The 22,637-nt window shown below is 27.7% G+C and carries 27 protein-coding genes, 1 tRNA gene and 1 pseudogene; 8 read left to right on the forward strand and 21 right to left on the reverse strand.

The features are described from left to right. Positions 1 to 22 precede the first annotated feature (22 nt). Positions 23 to 97, reverse strand: a tRNA-Gly gene (locus L8X40_RS05255). A gap of 107 nt (positions 98 to 204) precedes the next feature. Between L8X40_RS05255 and L8X40_RS05260 the strand changes: the two genes are divergently transcribed. After that, complete coding sequence (locus tag L8X40_RS05260; protein ID WP_087700600.1) at positions 205 to 501, forward strand: hypothetical protein; 297 nt, start codon at positions 205 to 207, stop codon at positions 499 to 501. 30 nt (positions 502 to 531) lie between these two features. Here the strand turns inward: L8X40_RS05260 and L8X40_RS05265 are convergent, their stop codons facing one another. Further along, a complete protein-coding gene (locus L8X40_RS05265; protein ID WP_087700601.1) occupies positions 532 to 1,692 on the reverse strand; it encodes a molybdopterin molybdotransferase MoeA in 1,161 nt (386 codons plus the stop codon). Beyond that, entirely contained in the window at positions 1,689 to 2,945 is a 1,257-nt protein-coding gene (gene murA / locus L8X40_RS05270) for a UDP-N-acetylglucosamine 1-carboxyvinyltransferase (protein ID WP_087700602.1), read from the reverse strand. Before murA ends, L8X40_RS05265 begins: the two co-directional genes overlap by 4 nt. A gap of 76 nt (positions 2,946 to 3,021) precedes the next feature. Here murA and L8X40_RS05275 point away from each other — a divergent pair. Continuing rightward, positions 3,022 to 3,380 (forward strand): annotated as a pseudogene (locus L8X40_RS05275) (EamA/RhaT family transporter); the annotation flags it as partial. Between the two features lie 69 nt (positions 3,381 to 3,449). On the opposite strand, the gene L8X40_RS05280 reads toward L8X40_RS05275, so the two are convergent. The 5 genes from L8X40_RS05280 to L8X40_RS05300 all read right to left on the reverse strand — a co-directional run bounded on the left by L8X40_RS05280 (position 3,450) and on the right by L8X40_RS05300 (position 8,161). Continuing rightward, positions 3,450 to 5,465 (reverse strand): autotransporter outer membrane beta-barrel domain-containing protein, encoded by a 2,016-nt coding sequence (locus L8X40_RS05280; protein ID WP_263667480.1) that lies wholly within the window; start codon positions 5,463 to 5,465, stop codon positions 3,450 to 3,452. Between the two features lie 272 nt (positions 5,466 to 5,737). Further along, the gene (locus tag L8X40_RS05285; protein ID WP_263667481.1) at positions 5,738 to 5,917 is read right to left on the reverse strand and encodes a hypothetical protein; all 180 of its coding nucleotides are present in this window, start codon (positions 5,915 to 5,917) and stop codon (positions 5,738 to 5,740) included. Positions 5,918 to 5,994: 77 nt separating this feature from the next. After that, on the reverse strand, positions 5,995 to 6,363 hold the full coding sequence (locus tag L8X40_RS05290; protein WP_214136414.1) for a hypothetical protein: 369 nt from the start codon (positions 6,361 to 6,363) through the stop codon (positions 5,995 to 5,997). A 47-nt stretch (positions 6,364 to 6,410) separates the two neighbouring features. Beyond that, a complete protein-coding gene (locus L8X40_RS05295; RefSeq protein ID WP_263667482.1) occupies positions 6,411 to 7,478 on the reverse strand; it encodes a tyrosine-type recombinase/integrase in 1,068 nt (355 codons plus the stop codon). After that, positions 7,475 to 8,161: an aspartate/glutamate racemase family protein gene (locus L8X40_RS05300; protein WP_087699593.1), complete on the reverse strand. Its 687-nt coding sequence runs from the start codon at positions 8,159 to 8,161 to the stop codon at positions 7,475 to 7,477. The genes L8X40_RS05295 and L8X40_RS05300 overlap by 4 nt, the downstream gene beginning before the upstream one ends. A gap of 94 nt (positions 8,162 to 8,255) precedes the next feature. Between L8X40_RS05300 and L8X40_RS05305 the strand changes: the two genes are divergently transcribed. After that, on the forward strand, positions 8,256 to 8,453 hold the full coding sequence (locus L8X40_RS05305; RefSeq protein WP_087699591.1) for a molybdenum cofactor biosynthesis protein: 198 nt from the start codon (positions 8,256 to 8,258) through the stop codon (positions 8,451 to 8,453). A gap of 420 nt (positions 8,454 to 8,873) precedes the next feature. Here the strand turns inward: L8X40_RS05305 and L8X40_RS05310 are convergent, their stop codons facing one another. Together L8X40_RS05310 and L8X40_RS05315 are read right to left on the reverse strand one after the other, a co-directional pair. After that, positions 8,874 to 9,365 carry a SixA phosphatase family protein gene (locus L8X40_RS05310; RefSeq protein WP_087699589.1) on the reverse strand — a complete coding sequence of 164 codons (492 nt, stop codon included), beginning with the start codon at positions 9,363 to 9,365 and terminating at the stop codon, positions 8,874 to 8,876. Beyond that, positions 9,362 to 9,892: a rhomboid family intramembrane serine protease gene (locus L8X40_RS05315; RefSeq protein WP_087699587.1), complete on the reverse strand. Its 531-nt coding sequence runs from the start codon at positions 9,890 to 9,892 to the stop codon at positions 9,362 to 9,364. Before L8X40_RS05315 ends, L8X40_RS05310 begins: the two co-directional genes overlap by 4 nt. A gap of 114 nt (positions 9,893 to 10,006) precedes the next feature. On the opposite strand from L8X40_RS05315, the gene L8X40_RS05320 reads away from it, so the two are divergent. After that, positions 10,007 to 10,417: a PepSY-like domain-containing protein gene (locus L8X40_RS05320; protein WP_214100842.1), complete on the forward strand. Its 411-nt coding sequence runs from the start codon at positions 10,007 to 10,009 to the stop codon at positions 10,415 to 10,417. Positions 10,418 to 10,421: 4 nt separating this feature from the next. On the opposite strand, the gene L8X40_RS05325 is transcribed toward L8X40_RS05320, so the two are convergent. Further along, positions 10,422 to 11,390 carry a DUF3298 and DUF4163 domain-containing protein gene (locus tag L8X40_RS05325; protein ID WP_087699584.1) on the reverse strand — a complete coding sequence of 323 codons (969 nt, stop codon included), beginning with the start codon at positions 11,388 to 11,390 and terminating at the stop codon, positions 10,422 to 10,424. Then, positions 11,391 to 11,801, reverse strand: coding sequence for an rRNA maturation RNase YbeY (ybeY, locus tag L8X40_RS05330; RefSeq protein WP_087699582.1), 411 nt, complete (start codon positions 11,799 to 11,801; stop codon positions 11,391 to 11,393). 52 nt (positions 11,802 to 11,853) lie between these two features. On the opposite strand from ybeY, the gene queC reads away from it, so the two are divergent. Both queC and L8X40_RS05340 read left to right on the forward strand, forming a co-directional pair. Further along, positions 11,854 to 12,519 carry a 7-cyano-7-deazaguanine synthase QueC gene (queC, locus tag L8X40_RS05335; RefSeq protein WP_087699580.1) on the forward strand — a complete coding sequence of 222 codons (666 nt, stop codon included), beginning with the start codon at positions 11,854 to 11,856 and terminating at the stop codon, positions 12,517 to 12,519. A gap of 61 nt (positions 12,520 to 12,580) precedes the next feature. Beyond that, positions 12,581 to 13,153, forward strand: a complete 573-nt coding sequence (locus L8X40_RS05340; RefSeq protein WP_214100839.1) for a YceI family protein — start codon at positions 12,581 to 12,583, stop codon at positions 13,151 to 13,153. A gap of 41 nt (positions 13,154 to 13,194) precedes the next feature. Here the strand turns inward: L8X40_RS05340 and L8X40_RS05345 are convergent, their stop codons facing one another. The 6 genes from L8X40_RS05345 to mobB form a co-directional block, all read right to left on the reverse strand. Next, on the reverse strand, positions 13,195 to 13,938 hold the full coding sequence (locus L8X40_RS05345) for a substrate-binding domain-containing protein (protein ID WP_087699577.1): 744 nt from the start codon (positions 13,936 to 13,938) through the stop codon (positions 13,195 to 13,197). 62 nt (positions 13,939 to 14,000) lie between these two features. Next, entirely contained in the window at positions 14,001 to 14,942 is a 942-nt protein-coding gene (locus L8X40_RS05350; RefSeq protein WP_263667483.1) for a hypothetical protein, read from the reverse strand. After that, the gene (metG, locus tag L8X40_RS05355; RefSeq protein WP_087699573.1) at positions 14,943 to 16,829 is read right to left on the reverse strand and encodes a methionine--tRNA ligase; all 1,887 of its coding nucleotides are present in this window, start codon (positions 16,827 to 16,829) and stop codon (positions 14,943 to 14,945) included. It abuts the gene before it with no gap. Between the two features lie 13 nt (positions 16,830 to 16,842). Further along, entirely contained in the window at positions 16,843 to 17,037 is a 195-nt protein-coding gene (locus L8X40_RS05360; RefSeq protein WP_087699572.1) for a hypothetical protein, read from the reverse strand. Then, entirely contained in the window at positions 17,037 to 17,885 is an 849-nt protein-coding gene (locus tag L8X40_RS05365; RefSeq protein ID WP_087699570.1) for a class 1 fructose-bisphosphatase, read from the reverse strand. The genes L8X40_RS05360 and L8X40_RS05365 overlap by 1 nt, the downstream gene beginning before the upstream one ends. A 9-nt stretch (positions 17,886 to 17,894) precedes the next feature. Further along, positions 17,895 to 18,374 carry a molybdopterin-guanine dinucleotide biosynthesis protein B gene (gene mobB / locus L8X40_RS05370; RefSeq protein WP_087699568.1) on the reverse strand — a complete coding sequence of 160 codons (480 nt, stop codon included), beginning with the start codon at positions 18,372 to 18,374 and terminating at the stop codon, positions 17,895 to 17,897. A gap of 86 nt (positions 18,375 to 18,460) precedes the next feature. Here mobB and L8X40_RS05375 point away from each other — a divergent pair, with 86 nt between their 5' ends. Continuing rightward, positions 18,461 to 18,955, forward strand: coding sequence for a hypothetical protein (locus L8X40_RS05375; RefSeq protein WP_263667484.1), 495 nt, complete (start codon positions 18,461 to 18,463; stop codon positions 18,953 to 18,955). Here the strand turns inward: L8X40_RS05375 and L8X40_RS05380 are convergent. Genes L8X40_RS05380 through gltX form a run of 3 tightly spaced genes read right to left on the reverse strand, consistent with a single transcriptional unit; the run spans position 18,843 to position 22,065 of the window. Next, positions 18,843 to 20,480 (reverse strand): lytic transglycosylase domain-containing protein, encoded by a 1,638-nt coding sequence (locus tag L8X40_RS05380; RefSeq protein ID WP_263667485.1) that lies wholly within the window; start codon positions 20,478 to 20,480, stop codon positions 18,843 to 18,845. The two genes, L8X40_RS05375 and L8X40_RS05380, sit on opposite strands and share 113 nt — an antisense overlap. Next, positions 20,481 to 20,768, reverse strand: a complete 288-nt coding sequence (locus L8X40_RS05385) for a YggT family protein (protein WP_012661430.1) — start codon at positions 20,766 to 20,768, stop codon at positions 20,481 to 20,483. 1 nt (position 20,769) lies between these two features. Continuing rightward, a complete protein-coding gene (gene gltX / locus L8X40_RS05390; RefSeq protein ID WP_263667486.1) occupies positions 20,770 to 22,065 on the reverse strand; it encodes a glutamate--tRNA ligase in 1,296 nt (431 codons plus the stop codon). A 133-nt stretch (positions 22,066 to 22,198) separates the two neighbouring features. Here gltX and L8X40_RS05395 point away from each other — a divergent pair, with 133 nt between their 5' ends. Next, positions 22,199 to 22,621 (forward strand): PepSY-like domain-containing protein, encoded by a 423-nt coding sequence (locus tag L8X40_RS05395; RefSeq protein WP_087699562.1) that lies wholly within the window; start codon positions 22,199 to 22,201, stop codon positions 22,619 to 22,621. Positions 22,622 to 22,637 lie beyond the last annotated feature (16 nt).

Consider the following 22,637-nt stretch of genomic DNA (forward strand, 5'->3'; position numbering starts at 1 on the left):
GTTTGATTTTAGTTAAAAGAAGTGGAGCGGGAAACGAGATTCGAACTCGCGACCCCAACCTTGGCAAGGTTGTGCTCTACCCCTGAGCTATTCCCGCATTTTGAAAGTAGAGTGTGATTTTATCAAAACTTTATTTTATTGTCAAGTTTTTAAAATTAAGGAATGTTTTTTGCTTGTGATTATTAAATTTTAAAAGGAGCGCTCATGCAAGTAAATGATAAAAATAGTCCGCTAGCCCTAAATAATATGACAAAAATCAAAGAAAAAAACACATCTTCAGATGAATTTCAAGCTACGCTTAATGCACTTAAAGACAAAGAAGAAAAAGAGTATAAAAAAGATAGCAACAATGCTTTTAGTAATACAGATTTAAATATAGGTTCGATTTCTAAAGATTATAGCGTATATGCTTGGGAGAAATTACGCCAAAGCAAATACCAAAAAAATGAAGAAAATATCTTAAATAATCTTTTTAAAACCTTAGATAAAGCAAGAAATTAATCATTCAAAATAGGGTAGTGTAATACCCTATTAAATTTTTAAAACTTTAACTTCTTGATCTTTTGCTAATTTTGTGTCATCTATTTGCGTGATTAAAATATGCGTGTTTTCACATAAAGGTTTTAGCATACCTGAGCCAAATTTAGCTTCACTTGGTTTAAAATATCCATCGACTAATTTTCCAAAAGCAAAATCATTTCTTTGACCTTTGAAATTTAAATCTTTAGTCAATCTTGCTTTATCAAATTCCAAAAGTTCTTTACCATAAAGTAAATTGAGTATATTTTTTGCAAAAATATGCGTTGAAACTAAAGAGGCTAAAGGATTTCCTGGTAGGGCTAGAAAAAGCGTATCGCTTTTGCTAAAAAGTTTTACATGCTTGCAAAGTTTAGCATTTACTTTTTCAAAAATAGGGCTAAAATCACACTCAAGCAAAGCTTGTTTGATAAAATCAGCCTCACCCACGCTAGCCCCACCACTGCTTATAAGCATATCAAATTCTTTATTTTTTAAAAGCTTTTTATATGCATTTAAATCATCTTTTATAAGTCCTAAATACTCAACATCAGCATAATCTTGCAAAATAGCATAAATTCCAAAAGCATTTGCATTATATATGCTGTATTCATCAGCATTTTCCCAAGGTTCTACAAGCTCATCTCCACTTGAAAAAATCCCAACACGCAATTTTTTAACGACATTTAACTCATAAATTCCTTGAGCAGCAAGCATAGCTATCATACCTGAAGTGATTTTTTGTCCCTTTTTAAACAAAAGCTCTCCAAGCTTTGCTTCCTCGCCTTTAAAGCGGATGGCATTGTTTTCTTTAGCGTTTTTGGCATTGAGCTTTTCATCTTCAAGCAAAGCTTCTTCAAACATTAAAATAGTATTTGCATTTTGAGGAATTTTAGCTCCTGTCATAATTTTATAACATTCATTTTTTTCTAAAATATAATCATTTTTATCGCCTGCTAAAATGCTTCCTTTTATTTTTAGCAATTCATTCTTATGTGCATAATTTAACGCATAACCATCTAGGGCAGAATTATCAAAAGCGGGTAGGTTTTTTTTCACAAAAACATCTTCATATAAAATACACCCCAAAGCTTGCGTCAAATTTGCTTTTTGAAATTCATTTTTTGCTTTGATTTGTTCTTTTAAAAAATTTAAAGTTGCAAAAATATCTCTCATTCTTCAAGCCTTCTTATACTTGCGCCTAGTTTTTTAAATTTTTCTTCTAAATTTTCATACCCTCTATCAAGATGATAAATTCTATGAATTTTACTAGTTCCTTTAGCTGCTAAAGCTGCTAAAATCAAAGCAGAAGACGCACGCAAATCAGTAGCCATAACATCAGCTCCCAAAAGCTCTTTAGTGCCATTTATAGTAGCAATATGCCCGTTTAATCTTATATCAGCTCCCATTCTTAAAAGCTCACTTACATGCATAAAACGATTTTCAAATAATCTCTCATCAATAATACTTGTACCATTTGCTTTTAAAGCTAAAGCCATAAATTGTGCTTGCATATCCGTTGGAAAGCCTGGATATTCGCTAGTTAAAATTTCAACCGGTTTGATTTCTTTAGCAGGATTTATACTAATACTATCTTCATTAATATCAAAGCTAAAACCCATTTGCTCTAGCTTTGCCAAAACTGCGCTAAGATGGCTTGCATTGACTTTTTTTAGAGTGATTTTTGAGTTAGTGATAGCTCCTGCACACAAATAAGTTCCTGCTTCAATGCGATCAGGAATGATTTCAAAAGGTTTAAATTCTAAAAGTTCTCCACTTGTGCCATAAATTTCAAGCTCAGAAGATCCTATGCCTTGTATATCAAGCCCAGCCCTAGCTAAAACCTCACAAAGTTGCACCACTTCAGGCTCTTTAGCAACATTTAAAAGTCTAGTTTTACCATGAGCTAGGGCTGCTGCCATAATGATATTTTCACTGCCTGTAACAGTGATTTTATCAAACATCACATCAGCACCCTTAAGCTTTCCGCTAGCTACCACATAACCTTGCTTGATCTCAATATTAGCCCCCATTTTTTCTAAAGCTAAAAGGTGTAAATCAATAGGGCGTTGGCCTATAGCACAACCTCCTGGTAAAGAAACTTCGCAATTTCCAAATCTAGCTAGTAAAGGCCCTAAGGTAAGTATAGAAGCACGCATTTTACGCACGATGTCGTATTTTGCTATGGTTTTATTTAAATGTTTTGTATTTATTTTTGCAAAATTGTCTTTAAAAGTATAATTTGCTCCTAAATTTTCAAGCAAAGAAAGTAGGGTGCAAATATCTGCTACATTTGGTAAATTTGAAATTTGCACTTCATTTTTAGCTAAAATACTTGAAGCTATCAAAGGAAGTGCAGCGTTTTTTGCACCGCTTATTATCACTTCTCCATTTAACTTTTCAACACCATCAATCTCTAAATAAGTCATTAATTTTCCTTAAAATATATACATAATGATATAATAATATTTTACTACAAATATTATATAAATTAATAAGATTAAAGGTGTTATTTGGGCTTTTTTTGGAGCTCTTGGAGTAGCGTTTATTCTTTGAGCGCTAGGCTTATTATAGCAAAATATGGCTTATTTTTAATCATGGGCTTGGCTAGTTTATTTGCTTCTTTTTTGCTTTTTGTATTATTACAAGGAAATATCCCAAAACATGATTTTTCTTTAAATTCCTTTTAGCTATGAGCGCGATTGTGTTTATAGGTACAATAGGGGCTTTTAGCTAGCATGATAGCTTGTATAAAACCTGTGACTGCTGCTTTTGTGAGTTTTTTATTTTTAGGGACTATTTATGGCGTGATTGATCTTTTTGCTTTGATTATTCTTAGTGTATTTTTAAACGCTAAAAAATAACGTATTACAAAACCAACCCTAATCATTTGTTTTGTGATTAGGTTGTTATCAGAGAATTCTGTACTAAAACTACCATAAATATCTGTAACTTAGAACACCACTATGAGAAGTTAATCTATCTGAGTATAAACCATTATAAGATAAAGATATATTAGATTTTGGAGTAATAATATAAGAAAAATCTAATTGTGTAAAATAATACATTCTATCAAGATAGTATTTATCCTTATAATTAGTTTCATCTATCTCAAAATCAGCATAATAATAATCTTTTATATTTACTTTAACTCCTAAAGAAGCATTAGTAGAAAATTTATCATTAATCATATATATACCCTTTAATTCTTGACTAAGAGCATATAAATCAATATGATTTGAATGATAGTTTTCATTACCTAAGGTAAAACTACCATGTTCAAGTCTATCATAGTCTATATTTATTCTAGCTTGTATGGTAAAATTATCATTAAAATAATAATCAAGTCCTAAACCTACAGAAGCACCTAAAGAAAAACTTCCATATTTATCTTCTTGTTTAATATCTAAAATTCTATCTATCTTAGAATCCACATAAGAAGCTCTAATTTGAGTTTTTATATATAAATCACTCTTATCAAATTTCTTTAGATTTTTATAATAATTTAATCCAGCAAAAAAAGCTTGATCTTTTATACTTAAATGATTAAAATCATTATCTAAATCTTGAGTTTCTAAACCAGCATAAGCACCTATGATAGAATCATCATGTAAGTTTTTATTAAAACCAAATAAAGCTCCATATCCATTACCATCTAATTTACCATTATTATTAGCTAAATTATAATTATCATTTACAAAATAAGTCTTAGCATAAAAACGATTATCTTCTTGCATTTTAGCTATCTCATCAGAAATAACATCATTAATAAAATGTATTCTTCTTATATTACTCATATTAGAAGCTTGATTAGCTACATAAGATTTAGAATTTTGTTTTTGAACATTGATAGAAAAAGCATCATTATAATCTTGCATAGAGCTTGAGTTTTTATAAGCTATTTCATAGATATTATTAGTCATTGAAGCTAGATAATCTACACTTCCTAAACCATCTCCATTATTTACTTTATCTCCTGCTGAAGTTAAAGTGCCACTACCATCATTAGCTAAGATTAAATCATTAGTATTATAATAAGTATTTAGTTTAAAACCTTTTCCTATCATATCATCTACATTAAGTCTTATACTACCTTTTTTGAAGTTTATATTTTTTAAAAAATTTATATCATTTTTATCATAAGAGATAATAACGTGAGATTGTTTATTTAAACTATCAAAATTATCAAAATCTTTATCTTTTATACCAAAATCATTAGATGAGAAAGCATTAGCATCTTGAGCTATGAAAAGATTATAATCTGTGATATTTAATTTATTATTATAATCTTTATCTAAACTAATATGAGCTCCACTTTTTCCTTTAAATTTGATCGAACCAGTATTAGAAAAAGTAGTATCAATAGGTATATCACCGCTAAATAAACCTATACCAATTTTACCTGATATAGTACCTATGTTAGTGATAGCATCTACTGCACCTAAAATTACTGCACTAGCATTGTCTGAAGATATAGTGCCAGAATTAGTAAAGGTTGTAGCTCTAGAAATATAAACAGCACCACCTTTTGTACTATTTTTTACTATGATTTTACCGCTATTGTGGAAATTATTTATGCCGTATTCGTTAAAATCATTATCTTCTAAATGAGAAAATTCAATAGCATAATCATTATCTTCTTTAGCTAAATCTACTTCAATTAAGCCTTCATTATTAAAAGTTTCAATTTTAACTTTATCCCAGTTTTCCAAAATTGTTTGATTTGATTTAATAATCCCTGTTTTTGTATTATGAAATATATCTAATTCACCTTCTAACATTGTGATTAAAGATCTAAAACTTCCACTTACTCCATAATAATTTATAATTCCACTATTTTTAAATTCACTCAGTTTACTACCTTGCATACCACTAACATATAAATTTGAATTAGTATTTATAGTTCCATTATTGATAATATGTTTTACATCACCAATATTATTAAACAATATATATTCATCAAGGCTATTAATCGTTCCATTATTTGTTATAGTTTCTATATACCCTTGATTATGGATAATACCTTGACTGGTTGTAAAAACTATATCTTTTTCTACGATAATAGAATTGATTGTTTTATCGTTGTTGATAAAATAATAATTCCCTTTAGTGTTATTATTAAAATCTGAATTTATGCTTATTTTATCTATAGTGCCTTGATTTGTTATAAAAGTAGAGTTAGAAGAAATATTAACAACAAAATTATCGTTTGACTATATTACTAAAGAGCCATCTCCCCCCCCCCATTATTAAAAATTAAACTATCATTATTTACATTTTCAAAAATAATACAATTTATTTGTCCACTGCAATAACTTAAAGCGTTTCCATTATTTTGCCATCCAGTATTTGCATATAATACATTAGCCAAAATCAATGAAGATAACAACCTACAATTCATTTAAACTCCTTAATTTTTTAAACTTTGATAATACAATAAAAAGCAAAAAATACCCCTTAAATTATAGATACAAAAATTTATTTAACGGCTTGCATTGCTTGAGATAACATTTGAGTTATTCTTGCATAAATGCTTTGCATTTGCGAATTTAAACTTTGAATTTGAGAATTGATCATTTGAGCTTTTTGTGGATCTTGGCTTGACTGTAATTTTGCATTTAATTCTGTTATTTTAGCTTGTATTTTAGAAAGTTCTTTATACAGTTTACTTAACTCATCTTCTGATTTTTCTCCATTTTGACTTTCTTTAACACTTTTTTCAAGCTCTTTTATACCTTGAGTAAATTTAAACTCTATAAAATTCTTGCTCTCTTTACTTTCTTTTTCTTCTTTTTGAGTGTTTAAAACATAAGGATTGATTTTACTAGCATAATTATTTATTTGCATGATATATCCTTTCTTTTAAAGGATATATCGGATTTTTTTATAAAAAATTAATTTCTATCGTGAAGTTTTTTTGCTACTTCTGCGGCCAATTTTAGCTTTTCATTATCAAAGTGTGTATAAATTCTTGAAGTATTTAAGCTTGCATGGCCTAGTGCTTCTTGGACTAAAACTAAATCTTTTTGCTTTTTATAAAGTAGGGTAGCAAAAGTATGTCTTAGCATATGGGCTCCATTTTTTTGCTTGCGAATTCCTGCTTTAAATAAAATTTGTTCTACTATGCGCGAAACATAAGCTTGGGTTAGGGCCTTGCCATTGCGATTGACAAATAAAAGTCCATCACAAGAAAGATAATTTACTCTTACATCTTTTAAAAGATGTTCTATAAGCTCTTTTTTAATCATCACAACGCGGTATTTATTGCCTTTAGCTCTAATGCGTATAATATAAAGATCATTTTCTTCACTAATATCTTTTAATTTTATATTAATAGCCTCGCTAACCCTAATTCCTGTAAAAATGATGATTTTAATAATCAAGCGATTGCGTATAGTGTTGTTTTTAAAATCTGTATTATCAATAGCATCTAAAAATTTACTCACTTCATCTTCGCTCATATATTCAGGTAATTTAACTCCTTTAGAGCCACTTATACCTGCCCAATTTTTAAGATTAATATCAAAAATATGTGCTTTTTGATCTTCTTCGTTTTGTTTATCTAAAAATGCAAAAAAATTAATCACAGCTATACGATAATTTTTCTTACTCGCATCAGATAAAGAAGCACTAATACTTGCTAAAATTTCCACTAAAAGCTCTTCATCAATTTGTTTTAGCGAATAAAGCTTGTAAAATAACAAATATTCATAAAGTTTTTTCAAAGGATTAAAATACGTATTTACACCGCTAAGCCCTGCATTTCTTGCTTTTTTTACATAAGCATCAAGCTCTTGTATATTTTTAACACCCTTACTTAGAGCTAAATTTACTACAGCCAAAGTTTGAGGGTCTTTTAATTCTTTATTTGATAAAGAATTTAGTTTAAATTTCACATATCTACAAAGCCAAAACAAAAATGACTTTTCAAAATTTTCTTCACAATCTAGAGGATATTTCATCGCTCATTCTCCAAGGCTTTCAAAGTAGCCATTTTAGCATGAATATATGCACTATCAAATAGCTTTTTAGAGCTTTCTTTTACAATCAATCCAAGTTCAGTACAACCCAATATAACTCCTTGAACTTGCGGAAATTGAGCAATCACATCATCTAAATATTTTTTTGAGTCTTTATTTATAATACCCTTACAAAGCTCATTAAAAATGATATCATTAAGTTTTAAAATATCATCATTTTTGGGAATAAAAACTTCAATCTTTGAGTTAATTAAAAGTTGTTTATAAAAATCTTCTTGCATAGTGTATTTTGTCCCTAATAACAATACTTTATCGATGTTTTGCTCTTGAAGTTCTAAAAGCATAGCTTTAGCTATATGTAAGATAGGAATTTGAATATTTTTTTGTATATTTTCATAACATTTATGCATAGTATTAGTACAAATTAATATAAAATCAACTCTGCATTTTTGCAAAAGTAGGGCATGTTGGGTTAAAATTTCACTTGCTTTTTGCCAATCATTCTTACGTTGACATTCTTCTATCTCTTCAAAATCAACACTAGTTAAAACTATCTTGGCACTATGTAATTTTCCTAATTTTTCATTTGTTAATTTATTGATAATTTCATAATAACTAAGTGTGCTTTCATAACTCATTCCACCTATTAAACCTATGGTTTTCAAACTTTTTTCCTTTTAAAACTAATATAAAAATTATAAAAAAATCTTACTTAAAAAATATCAAGCTATAATTATAAAAACAAAATAGGACAATGATATGTTTTTTAAGAAAAAAATCGTGCAAAAGCAAGTAAAACAAAACAATACCTCAAAACAAGATAATACTTCAAATGACTTTACACAAGAAAAAAGACTTTATGAATTTAGAGAAAATATGAAAAAACTTAGCAAAGATGAAAATAGTGCTAAACTTTTAGCAAGACAACTTTCAAGACTAATCCAAAAATCCAAATAAAACCAAAAATTTCATACAAGCTAAACTTTTATATTTATTTTCCTTTTTACTCATCATTTCAGCTTTTTTAGTCTATAAAAATATTTTAACTTAAACTTAATATATATGTAAAATTATATGATAAATAGTAAAATCTTGAAATTGTATATATTTTGTATTGAAAACTATAATTTTCAAACTTTTATATTTATCTGTTATTTCATAGATGGAATGTATTTTTAAATACCTATAATATAGTAATTTAAAGCATTTTAATTTTTGAATTAAAATAATTTATCCATAAAAAAATAAGTATAATTTTTTGAAAAATATTATAAGTTATTTTATGCAGTTATGAAAGACTAAAGATGTATATTTTTTATTTCAGATAAATTTTAGTTTGTATTTTTGCTTAAATAAAATTGAAGTTAAAAATGTAGATTAGCTATTTTCTTGACTTTTAGGATAATCAAAAAACACAACCTCCCCGCTGTATTCTTTTATATCTTTAAATTCTTTTATATCAAATTGCATACATAAAATAGCAGAAGTTGGAAAGTTTTCTAAATCTATATGAGCTAAATACTCACAAAGTTCTTGTAATAAAGGATTGTGCATAATTAGCACTACCCTACTCTCTTTTAATTCTTTTATAAAATTTAATACATCCTCTAAATTACCATCATAAAAGCTTTTTTCTATCTTAATATCTTTTTCTTTTAAAGAAAAGCTTTTACAAAGTTTTTGCGCTGTTTTTATACAACGCCTAGCAGGACTTGAAATAATGCTTTGAGCTTTAAATTCTAAATCTTTAATCCTATAAATCATAGTTTTTAGATCATCTTTTCCACTAGAACTAAGCTCTCGTTGCAAATCTTGATCATAATTTTCTTTTTGAGCCTTGGCATGACGGATAAAATAGATATATTTCATTTTATAACCTTAAATTTACCCAAAACATATCCACATATAAAGCCAAAAATATGCGCATACCAAGCTATATTTACACCCATAAAAATAGGCACAAAACTCATTAGTAATATAGCTACGATAAGTCCTTTAGTGGCGGTTTTATCCAAATATGCATAATATCCCATTAAAACACATATAGCACCACTTGCACCCACTACATTTACAAAACTACCATCAAAGCTTAAATACACATAAAAAGCACTAAGTAAAGAGCAAAGAATTCCGCCAATTAAATAAAGCAAAGCAAATTTAAAACTTTTTAAATACTTTTCAAGCATAGAGCCAAATTGAAAAAGCACTATCATATTTAAAATCAAATGAGGCCAATTTCCATGCATAAACATTGAGCTTAGAATTTGCCAGTAAAATCCTTGAAAAAAAAATAAATTTAAACCCAAAATAGCATCTAAATTTAAAGATCCAAAATAAAGATAATTCACAAAGACAAATATCACAATATTTAAAGCGATTAAAAAAGAAGCTACCATTGCCCTACTTTGTATTTTTAATAATTATAACAAAAAGCTATTTAAATTCTAGCTTACACATAAAATTCACATTAATAAGATACAATATCGTCAAAAAATAAAATAAGGTTAAAAATGAAAAAACTAGCTTTGGCTTTTTTGATTAGTTTAAATACTCTTAATGCAGGTATAGTCATAGCACCTGATTCTTTGCCTGTAAATATCAAACAATTTATCAAAGATTATTTTAATGCAGAAATAGGTCTGGTAGAACAAGATGGTTATTCTTATGAGATTTATTTAAGCGATGGAAGTGAGATTGAGTTTTCACTTAATGGAGAATTTAAAGAGGCTGAAAATTTTAGATCGCTAAATTATGCGATTTTACCCCTAGCAATACAAAATACCATTAAAAATATCTACCCTAATACAGCAATCATAGAGATAGAAAGAAAAATTTCTTATTATAAAATCAAACTTAATAATCAAATGAAACTTTACATAGATGATAATGGGACGATTTTAAGACAAAAATTTGATGATTAAAAGCTTATTTGGTTTTACTCAAATAAGCAAGTTTTGAATTATTTTTCCAAAAAGGTTTTAACTCATCATAACTTATAAAAATTTCAATTACTCCAGTAGAGTAAGGAGCTATATCATAAGGCTCCCATATCAAAACCAATCCATTTTTTCTCACTTCAAAAATTTCACTTATTTTAAGCTCTTTAATATCAAATAACTCATTTTCATTATATAAACTTAAAATCTTTTGCTTAATCATATTCTGAAAATCTTCATTTTCTATTTTTAACTCATTTTTCAATCTAAGAAGTTTCATATCATCAATGCTATAAGTTTTTCTTAAAAAATTAGTCATACCATGAGCACCGCCTTTATACTCATAAATATTTTTTCCTAAAGAAACAATATGCTCATCTTGATAAATTATATAAGCTTGAGAAAAAAACTCATTATTAGAAATATCTTCTTTATTCCATTTATCAAAACTTTCTCTTACTTTTTGTTTTAATGAATTTTTATCTAAATTCTCATTAAAATCATCAATAATTTTTTCTAAATTTTTATTTTGACTTGATAGTTTTAATATATCTTCACTAAAATCAAACTCAATACTCTTATTATCTTCTACTTGTTTTTGTTCTTTAAGTGATAATTGATAAATGCTTGCATTGGATTTATTGGCCAAAAAGTTAAATTCTTTTTTTATACCATCTATTTTACATAGAGCTTCAAAATTATTTTTATGTATATCTTTTAAAACACAAGTTCCAAAATCTGCTATATCTATATAATACTCATCATTTTTAGCACTTCCCCAAAAATTATATTGTTTTTGTTTTGTTTGGACAAATCCATAACTAGTGTTACTTTTACTAGAGCTATATAGATAAATATCAAATTCCTTTCCTTCTAAAATATTTAGCGTAAATGTATTTTCATTATAAGCATACAAACTCACACATAAACTCAAACTCAAAGCAATTTTTTTAAACATCTATTCTCCTTGCACTCTTACAATCAAACTTTTTGGCAATTTAAAATACTCAATCCATTCTTGTTCTTTTTGTCTCATTTGTCCTTGATCTACCTCATGATCATATCCTTGCAAATGAAGCATAGCATGGATAAAAAGCAATGCCATCTCTTCTTTTTCGCTATGTTTATATTCCATAGCCTTTTTGCTTACTTCATCTAAATTTATCACTATACTTCCAAGTAAATTTTCACAATTTTGCACTAAGGGAAAAGATAAGACATCTGTAGTTTTATCTACTCCCCTTTGGTTAAGATTAATTTCATGCATGGTTTTTTCATTTACTAAAACAAGTTCTATATTTTGATCACTCATTTTTTTAGCAATTTTTTCAAGAAAAGAAATATCCATTTCTTCTTCACAAAAAATCATTATTATCCTTTTAATTTTATAATTTCAAATTATATCAAAATTAAGGAAAAGTATGAAAAAAGCTCTTTGTATTATAAGTGGTGGTATGGATAGTACTTTATGTGCATATTTAGCTAAAAAAGAAGGATATGAAATTATTGCTTTACATTTTGATTATAATCAACGCACCATGCTTAAAGAAAGAGAATGTTTTAATAAAATTTGTGAAAAACTTAATATAAAAACAAAATATATTTTAGATGTTTCATTTATAGCAAATATCGGTGGTAACTCTTTAACAGATTTAAATTTAGAAATCCCCAAAGAAAAACTACATGAAAAAGAAGTTCCAAACACTTATGTTCCTTTTAGAAATGGTATTTTTTTATCCATTGCAGGAGCTATAGCTGAAAAAGAAAAATGTGAAAGTATTTTTATAGGAGTGGTGCAAGAAGATAGCAGTGGTTATCCTGATTGTAGCGCAAATTTCATACAAAAAGCAAGTGAGTTTATCAATGAAGGTACTACAAAAACTTGTAATGTCGCAATTAAAACCCCACTAGTTCATCTAAACAAAGGACAAATAGTTGATTTAGCCTTAAAAGAAAAGGTAGCCTTAGAATACACTTGGTCTTGCTATGAAAGAGAAGACAAGGCTTGTGGCAAATGTGATAGCTGTTTATTAAGATTAAAAGGCTTTAAAGAAGCTAATGTGAAAGATTTTATAGAATACATTTGATAATTTACTTTCATTTTATTTTCATTTGTATAATTTGCTTTTTAAATATTAAGGAGAAAACATGAAAAAAATACTACTTGGTTCTTTTTTAGCTGCTTCTATTTTGGCAAGCAATGCTTTAAGTAAAGAATTTAGCTTAGACAAATCCCATACAAATGTAGGATTTAAAATCAAACATTTACAAATTAGTAATGTAAATGGAAATTTTAAAGATTACGATGCAGTAATTGATTTTGATAGTGCTAAATTTGAATTTAACAAACTTCAAGCAAACATAAAAGTTGCCTCTATAAATACTGAAAATAAAGCAAGAGATGCTCATTTACAACAAGATGATTTTTTCAAAGCAAAAACTCATCCAAATATCACTTTTACGATGAGTAAATATGAAAAAATTTCCAATGAAAAAGGTAAAATGTATGGCTCATTAAATATTGCTGGTGTAAGCAAAGATATCGTTTTAGATACCGAAATTGGTGGGGTTATCAAAACAGATAGTGGCAAAGAAAAGGCAGGGTTTACTTTACAAGGACAAATTAAAAGAAGTGATTTTAAATTTGCTCCAGATACTTCTAGTTTAACACTTAGTGATGAAGTACAAATCAACATCGAAGCAGAAATTAACGAAAAATAATTCAAAAAAAGCATTTTACATTAAAGTAAAATGCTTTTAATTTATTTAGCTAACCAACCTTCTTTTTCCCATACTTTTTGCGCTTCTTTACTTTGTGTAAATTCTATGAATTCAGCTACTTTTGGATTTTTCAGACCTTTTTGTGTTGGTACTATTTCAGCGGCTCTATAAATAATTGAGTTTTTATCTGCTTTAATAAATTTATTTTCTTTCTCACCAACTGCTTTAATCCAATGTGTCCAAATAATTAAAGCGTCAATATTTGGATTATTTTTCCACTCATCAACTGCAGCTTTTGAATTTTTAGCATATACTTTGATGTTTTTTCTAAGTTTTTCTAGATTTTCAATTTTTCCTGTTTTCAAAGCCATATCCTCATACAAGCCAACCTGCCCCGCTCCATCAACTACCATAACATTAACACCATCTTTTAAAAGATCTTCAAATTTTTTAATTTTTTTTGGATTATTTGCTCTTACAATCATGCCCGAGCCCCTAGCATTTAAAACTTGAACATCTTGTATTTTAATTTGTTTTGGCATTGCTTTAATAAATCCATCCATCATAGATGTATTGCCAGAATAAATAATATCAGCATCCATTTTTGCTTGTTTAATCCATTTAGGCGTTGGTCCTGCATTAATAATAACTTTTTCACCATGTTTTTCTTCAAACTGTTTTGCAAGTTCTTTTAAAACAGGAGCTGGACCACCTGGACCATAAACTAAAATTTCAGCATTCAATGCAGCTGCAGCAAATAAACTTAAAAATAAAAATTTTTTCATATTTTTTCCTTTAAATTAATAAAATAAAATTAGAAATATATCTTTTTAAAGTTGATATTTTTTTAATCAAATAAACTAATTTTTTTCTCTCGTGCTAAAAAATACTCCAAAAACTCTTCTTCGCTTTCTTTGATCAGACAATATTTAAAATCAAAAAAATTCTTTAATTCATTTAAATTTGCATAAGAAAAATCGCAAAATAATGAATTTTTTAATGCTATTTTGAAATCTTTAACGCCTTGAAAATTTTGTGCTATAAATTCAAAATCTTCTTCATTTTCTACAAGTAAAACTACTCTAGAACTGCCCCCAAAAGCACAAATTTCATTTTTTGAGTTTAAAAAATAGGCTTTAAAAAGTTCTAATTTTTTATCATTAAAACTAAAAGATAATTTTTGACTTTCTATAAATTCAATAAAACTAGCAAAAATATCTGCATAAAAAAATGCAAATTTTAAATCTTTAAAATACAAATTTTTACAAAGCAAACTCGTTTGAAATAAAGATTTAGAGCCTAAAATTTCATATTTACAAGCTTTTAAGGTATGAAAATTTGATTTTAATTTTAAAATAAATTTTTCATCATCAGAACAAAAGAAAGTTTTTTCTTTTGAATTTTTTAAAAGATCAAAATCTAATAAAATGTTTGAGTTTAAGACTTTAAAATTAAATGCCTTTGCAAATTTTAATTCTGTATGATTGCAGTATAGAAATTCATAAGATTTTTCTTCACATAAAAATCTAAAAAGTCTAAAAATAGCTTTTTCAAGATCATCAACTTGAAGATAAAACACATCTTTATCTTCAAGATTTAATTTTTCTTCGCTTACTATAACATAGGCACCAAGTTTTATAGCAAAACTTGCTTGTTCGTTATTTTTAGCAAAAAAAACACTTGCCTGTTTGACTTTATTTAAATCTATACTAAAATCATAAACACTAGAAGTTGCTCCATGGTTTAAAACTTGGGCATTAACAAGCTCAACAAAATTAGAAATATTCATTTAGCCTATTAAAGCTCCATTTTCAATAAAGCTTTGTGGGCTAATTAAAACTAATTTTTCATCTTTTTGAGCACTTAAAATCATACCTTGGCTTTCATGGCCAAAAATTTTAGCTTTTTTTAAATTTGTAATCACACAAACTTGCTTGCCTATTAATTCACTAGCTTTATAAAATTTAGCAATACCCGAAAGTACTTGTCTTAACTCACCATTTTCAAGTTCAAGTTGAAATTTTAAAAGCTTTTCACTACCCTCTATATTCTGACAATCTTTTACTAATGCTACTTTAATTTCGATTTTTTTAAAATCATCTATTTTAATTTGAGGCAAACTTGGCTTTTCTTCTGCTTTTTCTTCTTTTTTGCTTTCTTGGGTTAATTCAACTTTTGGAAATAAAGCTTCACATGCACTTGATTTTAAATCACATAATTGATTGTTTAAGATTAATTTTTGGTAATTTTCATTTGAAATTTCAAAATTTAAAGATTTGGCAATTTTTAAAGCTGTTTTTGGCATAGCAGCTGAAAGTAAAATAGTAACTTTTGTTAAAATATTAGCACACAAAGCCACTAAGGCATTAGCTTTTTGCATTTGATCATTTTTAATTAAATTCCAAGGCTCATATTTGCTAATACTTAAATTTGCTAAAGATAAAGCCTTGAAAAGCTCTTCTAAATAACGATTTGGTTGGATATTTTCTAAAGCATTAATTGCATTATCTAAATATTCTTTACATTCATTTAATTCTTGATTAAAATGCAAGTTCACATCTTTACAATCAATAATATTTTGAGAATACTTAGCACTCATACCGATAATTCTATTTAATAAATTTCCAAGCTCATTGCTTAACTCTGCATTGATTCTAGTGATTAATGCTTTTTGTGAAAAATCCCCATCATTGCCAAAAGGAACTTCTCTGAGTAAAAAATATCTAAAAGCTTCTAAACCAAAAGTATCTGCCACTTCTTTAGGTGCTACTACATTACCTTTAGATTTGCTCATTTTTTCACCATCTTTAGTCCACCAACCATGTGCTGCTACAAATTTAGGCAAAGGAAGCTCTAAACTCATCAAAAACGCAGGCCAATACACTGCATGAAAACGTAAGATATCTTTACCTACAAAATGAATATGAGCAGGCCAAAGATCCATATTTTTATCATCAAGTCCATAACCCAAAGCACTTACATAATTCATCAAAGCATCAAGCCAAACATACACCACATGTTTTTCATCATTTAATTCTTTTGGAAGCTTTATACCCCATTCAAAACTCGTTCTTGTAATAGAAAGATCTTTTAAACCGCCTTCTACAAAGTGGATTAATTCATTAGCCTTATTTTTAGGTAAAATCGGCTCTTTTTCTTTATACCATTTAAGAATTTGATCTTGATATTTAGAAAGCTTAAAAAAATAACTTTCTTCTTTTAAAAGCTGTGTTTTTTTACCACAATCTGGACAATGACACTCATTTACAAGCTGAGTTTGGGTAAAATAACTCTCACAAGAAACACAATAAAAGCCTTCATAAGTTCCTTTATAAATATCACCTTTATCAAACATTTTTTTAAATGCTTTTTGTACACTTAATTTGTGGTTTTCATCTGTAGTTCTAATAAAATAATCATAAGAAATCTCAAACTCATCCCAAAGTTTTTTAAACTTAGAACTGATTTCATCTGCATATTCTTTAGGGGTAAAATTTCTAGCATTAGCAGCTTGCTCTATCTTTTGACCATGTTCATCTGTACCTGTTAAAAAGAATGTTTTTTCTCCTTGCAAGCGATAAAATCTAGCCAAAGTATCTGCTATAATCGTAGTGTAAGCATGTCCTATGTGTGCCACATCATTTACATAATATATCGGAGTAGTAATATAACGCATTTTCAACCTTTAATTAAAAATCAAATCCACCTTCTTTACCTTTAGACATACTCTTATAAACTGCATCAATATACTCTTTTCTTAAAGAGCATTCAAAAATCAAAGAGCAAGGTAAACAAGATTTTAAGTTTTTATCGTTTTGACAAGCTTGAAGTTCGTTTTTTTTAACTTCCAAAGCTAGTTCAAATTCATCTTTAACTTCAGCCATTAAAGCCCTTTATAAGCTTGTTTTAGTTTTTCAATTTCATATTTTGAACCCAAAAAGCATGGCGTACTTGCATGAATTTTTTCAAATTCTAAATCAAGCAAAGAATCATTTTCTCCATTAGTAGAAAGCCCTCCTGCTTTTTCAAAAATAAAAGCAAAAGGAAATACCTCAAAATATGCTCTCAATTTTCCATTTGGCGCATCACTTGTTGCAGGATATGAAAATAATCCTCCACCTTTGAGTAAAATTTGGTGCAAATCACTCACCATAGCACCTGAATATCTTAAGCGATATCCTTCATCAAATAAAGCTTTTATAAAAGCTCTATGAGTATTTGACCAATTTTTTTGTGTTCCACCGCTTGCATTTAATTTACCTTTTTCATTTAATTTTAAATCCTTAACAAAAACAAATTCATCTTTTTCATTTAACCTATAAAGCTTAGGAGTGTCTATGCACACTATAAACTCTAAACGCACACCATAAATAGCATAAACCGCTGCTTTTAGATTTTTTGCACTAGCCTTTTGCTCATAAATAGCAAAAATAGAACCTATAGCAAAATTCACATCTACCAAAGATGAGCCATCTAAAGGATCATAAGCAACAACGTATTTTTCATTTTCATTGATTAATAATTGCTCTTGTTTTTCCTCACTAATTAAGCTTTTTATGCCTTTATTTTGTCTTAAAATTCTAGTGATAATCTCATCACTTTTTACATCAAGTTTTAATTGATTATCTCCAGTTGCGTTTTGAGAAGCGGTATAATCAAAATCTTTTAAATATCTAAGTTCTTTTGAAATTTCAATCACTGCTTTTTGTATATCGTTAATTAATTCTTGCATATTTTACCCCTATACTTTTTTTGAATTTTTTAATATAAAATCACAAATACTTTCTAAATCATCCAAATAAAGCCAAGTTAAATTTTTATTTTCGATTTTCCCATAGCTTGCAATAGCCTTAGAATAAGCAAAATAGCTCTCATCTACTTCTTTGCAAAAAACACTAATTCTTGGCATATCTAAGGTTTTTAAGCCCTCTATAAATAAAAAATCAAATTCCCCTAATTTAGAAATAGCTTCATCTAAAGTACTTGGAGAATGTGTAAATAAAGTTGTCCTTGTAGGGCTTAAAACCATTACATCAGCACCACTTTGAAAAAATTTAAAACTATCTTTTTTTGCTATATCAAAGCTTGCTTTATCTTTTGGATCATGTTTTATAATGCATACTTTATAATTTTGCTCCATAAAATACTTAGCTACTTGAGTAATTAAAGTTGTTTTACCTGAATTGGAAGGCCCACTAAAAGCCATTGCTAATCTTTTCATAACTTCCTTAAATCAAAGAAAATAAACAAAATTATATCTTTTTAAAAGTTAAAAGCTTATAATTATAAAAAAATTAGGAATAAAATATGAAAAAAATTTATATGATTATTTTCTTAACACTTATTTTTACTGCATGTTCAAATAAAACTCAAAAACAAAGCGAAATCAATTTAAAAAGCCAAACTCTTATGTATGCACAAAAAATCAATTTTAATTATAAAGATAATAGAGTAGTTGCTTTATTAAGCTATCTAAATCCTGTATTAGATGAAAAAAGTCAACAAGAAGTTTTTGTGCTTAGTTTTTTACCAAATATCAACATCAATCAAGAGCAAATTTCAATACTCATAAATGGAGAAAAAACTAACTTAAAAGTCTTAGATCAAAATGATGAGTTGTTTAAATATATCGTCAAAAGTGATTATGCAAGTTATTACAAAATCACCCTTGATGAATTAGTGCAAAAACCTATTTTGCAACTTGATTTGTGTTTTGAGAATCAGTGTTTTGAGTTAAAGCTTCAAAAAATTTCGAAATCGGTGTATTATCGTTCAGAAGATGTAAATACACAATATAATTAGCTAAAACTTTCTTAGCATACACCCTACTTTCTGCATAAGGAACAAGCTCCATTGATAAAAATGGCTCGTACTTTCCTACTCTAAACATATCTTCTCTTTTAAGCATTCTAGTGGTAAATCCTATACCTCCATTATAAGCATATGCAACAAAAACCGGAGAATTAAGTTTAGATTCTAAATAATCTAAATGATGATTTGCAAAAGTATAAGCTGTTTTTGGATCAAAAAGCATATCTTGGTCAAAATTTGGAATTTGTAACTCTTTATTACCTATATGATTAGCTAAAAATGGAATAAATTGCATAATACCTAAAGCATAAGAAGTTGAAATGGCTGTTGGTATAAAGCGACTTTCTTGTCTAGCTAAAGCTAAAATCATAGCCTTTCTTTGCGTAGAATAATCCTTTAAATATTCAAAATAAGGCATTATAAAATAATGCTTTTTAAAACCCTCAGCTCTTTCTTTAATATAAGCATAAATAGCGATGTTTTCTTTAGTATAAAAATCTTTGGCAAGCTTTTCTAACTCATTAGGAGTGCCTTTTGCAATTTCTTTTGCAAGTTTTTGCCAAGCAAAAGGATCCTTCATATCAAAATCATTTTTTTGTTTTTTTGGCTTTAATTCTTCTATTTTAGGCAAAGGCAAGCCCTTTAACTCTCTTGCATAAAGACTATAAATATTTAAAGAATCACTTTGAGCAAGCTCATCAAGATACTTTTTATCTTGAGTGATTAAATAAATCCAAAAATTTGCATTATCTGCTAAAGGTTTGCTTTTAAAAGTATCTTTTGCTACTTGGAAAAATTCCAATGCTTTTTCATCGTCATTTTCTAAAATAGCATTCACACCTAAGTAAAATGCATTATCTTGAAAAGTTAAATTTGCATCCACATTGACCAAAGATTTTCTTATTAATGGACTTTTTTTCTTAATGATAATTTCTTTTACAAAATTTGTAAATTCTTTTTCTTTTGCTAATTCATCAACAAAATCTTTTTCTAGGAAAAAATCCTTTTTATCTTTTAAAAAGCCATAAATTTTATAAAAATTTGCACTATCATAATTTAAAACTGCATAACTTAGAGGATCTTTAGCGTTAAAAGCTTCTAAAAGCTTTACTAAATTTGGATTATCCTGTGGGATATTTTTTTTCATCTCATTACGCACTGAAGCATTAAGATCTTGTATAAAAGTTAAACTGTTTAATCTTATAAGCTGACAAGTAGCATTAGCATCTAAGATATTTTGCGTGTTAAATTTATAACAAGCTTCATATTCTTTATTATATCCCAAAGGTGGAATAATAGCTTCAATGGCATTTTTAATACGCCCTGCATAACGATAAATATGTTCTTTTAAACCTTCGACTTCTTCTTTTTTAAATTCATTTTTTTCTAATAAACGATATAAATAATAATCCTTAGCCAAAGAATTTGGTTTTTGCTCTAATTCTTTATAAGAATACATAGCACTATTTGCAAAAACTACTCCAGCCAAAAGTAATACTACACTTTTTTTCAACACTTATAAACTTCCTAAAATTAAATTTGATAAAAATATTTGAATAAATTTTAATCCTAAAATAATAATCAAAGGTGCTAAATCAATGCTTCCTATAGTAGTGGGAATAAATCTTCTTACAAAAGCATAAGCAGGATTAGTTAAACGATATAAAATTTGCACTATAGGATTGTATGGATCAGGCCTTACCCAAGAAATCAACGCAGCAATGATTATAATCCAAACATAAATTTCAATCACCAAAGAAAAAATTTGTACCAAAGACACAATCAAACTTGTTCCAACTCCCATTTTACTCCTTTATAATTTCTTTGATAAAAGGCTTGATTAGAGTATAAATTTCACTCATTTCAGGCCCGTGAGTAGCCCCTGTTAATACTAAACGCAAAGGCATAAAGAAATTTTTTCCTTTTAAATTTGTTTTTTCTATTAAAATCTTTTTGAACTCATCATATTCTTGAGGTAAATCCAAATCTTTTAAAACTTCTTTAATCAACTTACATTCATTTTCAAATTCATTATAATTTTTAACTGCAAAAATGGCTTGTATTTTTTCTCTTATCTCATTTAGCGTACTAGCTTCTTGAGTATAAAATTTTGCAAGCTCAGCTATATCCTTACCTAAATTTAACAAAGAATTTAATTTATCATTATCAAGCATTTTTATATGCTCACGGTTAATTTGCATTAAACGCTTGGTATCAAATCTAGCAGGAGATTTTGAAACTTTTTTCAAATCAAACCATTCTATGGCTTCTTCTAAAGTAAAAATCTCTTTTGGAGTTTTATTACCCAAAAGTATTAAATAATTTGCAATAGCACTTGCTAAATATCCATTATCAAGCATCCATTTTACACTAGAATGAGCCTCTCTTTTGCTCATTTTAACACCCTCTTCATTTAAGATGATAGGCAAATGTGCATAAGTCATGCTTTTATCATAACCCAAACTTGCTCTAATATGCTCTTGTTTAGGAGTATTTGAAACATGATCTTCGCCCCTTATAATACAAGTAACACCTTCTAGCATATCATCAACCGCACAAGCAAAATTATAAGTTGGGGTTTTATCAGTCCTCATAATCACAAAACTATCAATATCTTCAGGATTAAAACTAATTTCACCTTTAATAAAATCAGTAAATTGCATTTGCGATTGAGGTTTTTTAAGACGAATTACGAAAGGTTTTTCACAATTTAATACATCAATATCTGCAAGTTTTTCACAAGTACCATCGTATCTATATGCTTGATTTTTACTTTTAGCTAGTTCTTTTTTATGAGCTAATTCATCCTCAGTACAAAAACAAGCAAAAGCTTTTTTTTCACTTACTAGCTTTAAAGCCATTTGACGATGAAATTTCAAATTCTCACTTTGCACATAATAATGCTGCCAAGTTATACCAAATTCTTTTAAAATAGCTTTTATTTCTTCTTCTTTTCCAGCTATATTTCTAGCATTATCCGTATCTTCAATACGCAAAATAAAATCTGTATTTTCTTGTCTTGCTTTAATATAATTAAACAAAGCTGCTCTTAAATTTCCAATATGCATATCTCCAGTAGGCGATGGTGCAAACCTATACATTATGTATCCTTTTAAAACTTTTTTATCATTATACAATTAAATACTTGCTATTTATTTTAAAAAAACAAAGTTCACACAAAATTCACTCAATATTTATATGATTTTACAAATAATTCAATTCAAAGGATAAAAAATGAAATTAAAAATAGCTTTAATGGCATTAGCTCTAGCAAGTTGTGTTTTTGCTAAAGATATGGTTGTAGGTGTAAATGCTTTACCAGCAAATTCTAAAAATTTTATACAAAAACACTTTACAGGCTCAAACATAGCTTTAGTTAAACAAGACATTGATAGCTTTGATGTTTATTTAGACAATGGAACTGAACTTGAGTTTTTCATCAATGGAGATTGGAAAGAAATTGATGCAAAATACAGACCGATTGATACTTCTTTTTTAAGTCCAAATGTTTTGGCAACAATTAAAAAAATGCACCCAAATGCAAGCATAATTAAAGTTGAAAAAGAAATTCAAGGTTATAAATTTAAACTAAATAATATGATGGAAATTTATACTGATGTAAATGGAAATTTCTTAGGACAAAAATTTGATGATTAAAAATTAAGCTAAGCTT

The organism is Campylobacter sp. CNRCH_2013_0855 (assembly GCF_025773025.1).
GTDB classification, from domain to species: Bacteria; Campylobacterota; Campylobacteria; order Campylobacterales; family Campylobacteraceae; genus Campylobacter_D; species Campylobacter_D jejuni_C.

What these genes read in the sequence shown, in the direction of transcription:
- L8X40_RS05260 (WP_087700600.1), top strand. Translation starts at nt 205, where the DNA reads ATGCAAGTAAATGATAAAAATAGTCCGCTAGCCCTAAATAATATGACA.
- L8X40_RS05265 (WP_087700601.1), bottom strand. Translation starts at nt 1,692, where the DNA reads ATGAGAGATATTTTTGCAACTTTAAATTTTTTAAAAGAACAAATCAAA.
- murA (WP_087700602.1), bottom strand. Translation starts at nt 2,945, where the DNA reads ATGACTTATTTAGAGATTGATGGTGTTGAAAAGTTAAATGGAGAAGTG.
- L8X40_RS05285 (WP_263667481.1), bottom strand. Translation starts at nt 5,917, where the DNA reads ATGAATTGTAGGTTGTTATCTTCATTGATTTTGGCTAATGTATTATAT.
- L8X40_RS05290 (WP_214136414.1), bottom strand. Translation starts at nt 6,363, where the DNA reads ATGCAAATAAATAATTATGCTAGTAAAATCAATCCTTATGTTTTAAAC.
- L8X40_RS05295 (WP_263667482.1), bottom strand. Translation starts at nt 7,478, where the DNA reads ATGAAATATCCTCTAGATTGTGAAGAAAATTTTGAAAAGTCATTTTTG.
- L8X40_RS05305 (WP_087699591.1), top strand. Translation starts at nt 8,256, where the DNA reads ATGTTTTTTAAGAAAAAAATCGTGCAAAAGCAAGTAAAACAAAACAAT.
- L8X40_RS05310 (WP_087699589.1), bottom strand. Translation starts at nt 9,365, where the DNA reads ATGAAATATATCTATTTTATCCGTCATGCCAAGGCTCAAAAAGAAAAT.
- L8X40_RS05315 (WP_087699587.1), bottom strand. Translation starts at nt 9,892, where the DNA reads ATGGTAGCTTCTTTTTTAATCGCTTTAAATATTGTGATATTTGTCTTT.
- L8X40_RS05320 (WP_214100842.1), top strand. Translation starts at nt 10,007, where the DNA reads ATGAAAAAACTAGCTTTGGCTTTTTTGATTAGTTTAAATACTCTTAAT.
- L8X40_RS05325 (WP_087699584.1), bottom strand. Translation starts at nt 11,390, where the DNA reads ATGTTTAAAAAAATTGCTTTGAGTTTGAGTTTATGTGTGAGTTTGTAT.
- ybeY (WP_087699582.1), bottom strand. Translation starts at nt 11,801, where the DNA reads ATGATTTTTTGTGAAGAAGAAATGGATATTTCTTTTCTTGAAAAAATT.
- queC (WP_087699580.1), top strand. Translation starts at nt 11,854, where the DNA reads ATGAAAAAAGCTCTTTGTATTATAAGTGGTGGTATGGATAGTACTTTA.
- L8X40_RS05340 (WP_214100839.1), top strand. Translation starts at nt 12,581, where the DNA reads ATGAAAAAAATACTACTTGGTTCTTTTTTAGCTGCTTCTATTTTGGCA.
- L8X40_RS05345 (WP_087699577.1), bottom strand. Translation starts at nt 13,938, where the DNA reads ATGAAAAAATTTTTATTTTTAAGTTTATTTGCTGCAGCTGCATTGAAT.
- L8X40_RS05350 (WP_263667483.1), bottom strand. Translation starts at nt 14,942, where the DNA reads ATGAATATTTCTAATTTTGTTGAGCTTGTTAATGCCCAAGTTTTAAAC.
- metG (WP_087699573.1), bottom strand. Translation starts at nt 16,829, where the DNA reads ATGCGTTATATTACTACTCCGATATATTATGTAAATGATGTGGCACAC.
- L8X40_RS05360 (WP_087699572.1), bottom strand. Translation starts at nt 17,037, where the DNA reads ATGGCTGAAGTTAAAGATGAATTTGAACTAGCTTTGGAAGTTAAAAAA.
- L8X40_RS05365 (WP_087699570.1), bottom strand. Translation starts at nt 17,885, where the DNA reads ATGCAAGAATTAATTAACGATATACAAAAAGCAGTGATTGAAATTTCA.
- mobB (WP_087699568.1), bottom strand. Translation starts at nt 18,374, where the DNA reads ATGAAAAGATTAGCAATGGCTTTTAGTGGGCCTTCCAATTCAGGTAAA.
- L8X40_RS05375 (WP_263667484.1), top strand. Translation starts at nt 18,461, where the DNA reads ATGAAAAAAATTTATATGATTATTTTCTTAACACTTATTTTTACTGCA.
- L8X40_RS05385 (WP_012661430.1), bottom strand. Translation starts at nt 20,768, where the DNA reads ATGGGAGTTGGAACAAGTTTGATTGTGTCTTTGGTACAAATTTTTTCT.
- gltX (WP_263667486.1), bottom strand. Translation starts at nt 22,065, where the DNA reads ATGTATAGGTTTGCACCATCGCCTACTGGAGATATGCATATTGGAAAT.
- L8X40_RS05395 (WP_087699562.1), top strand. Translation starts at nt 22,199, where the DNA reads ATGAAATTAAAAATAGCTTTAATGGCATTAGCTCTAGCAAGTTGTGTT.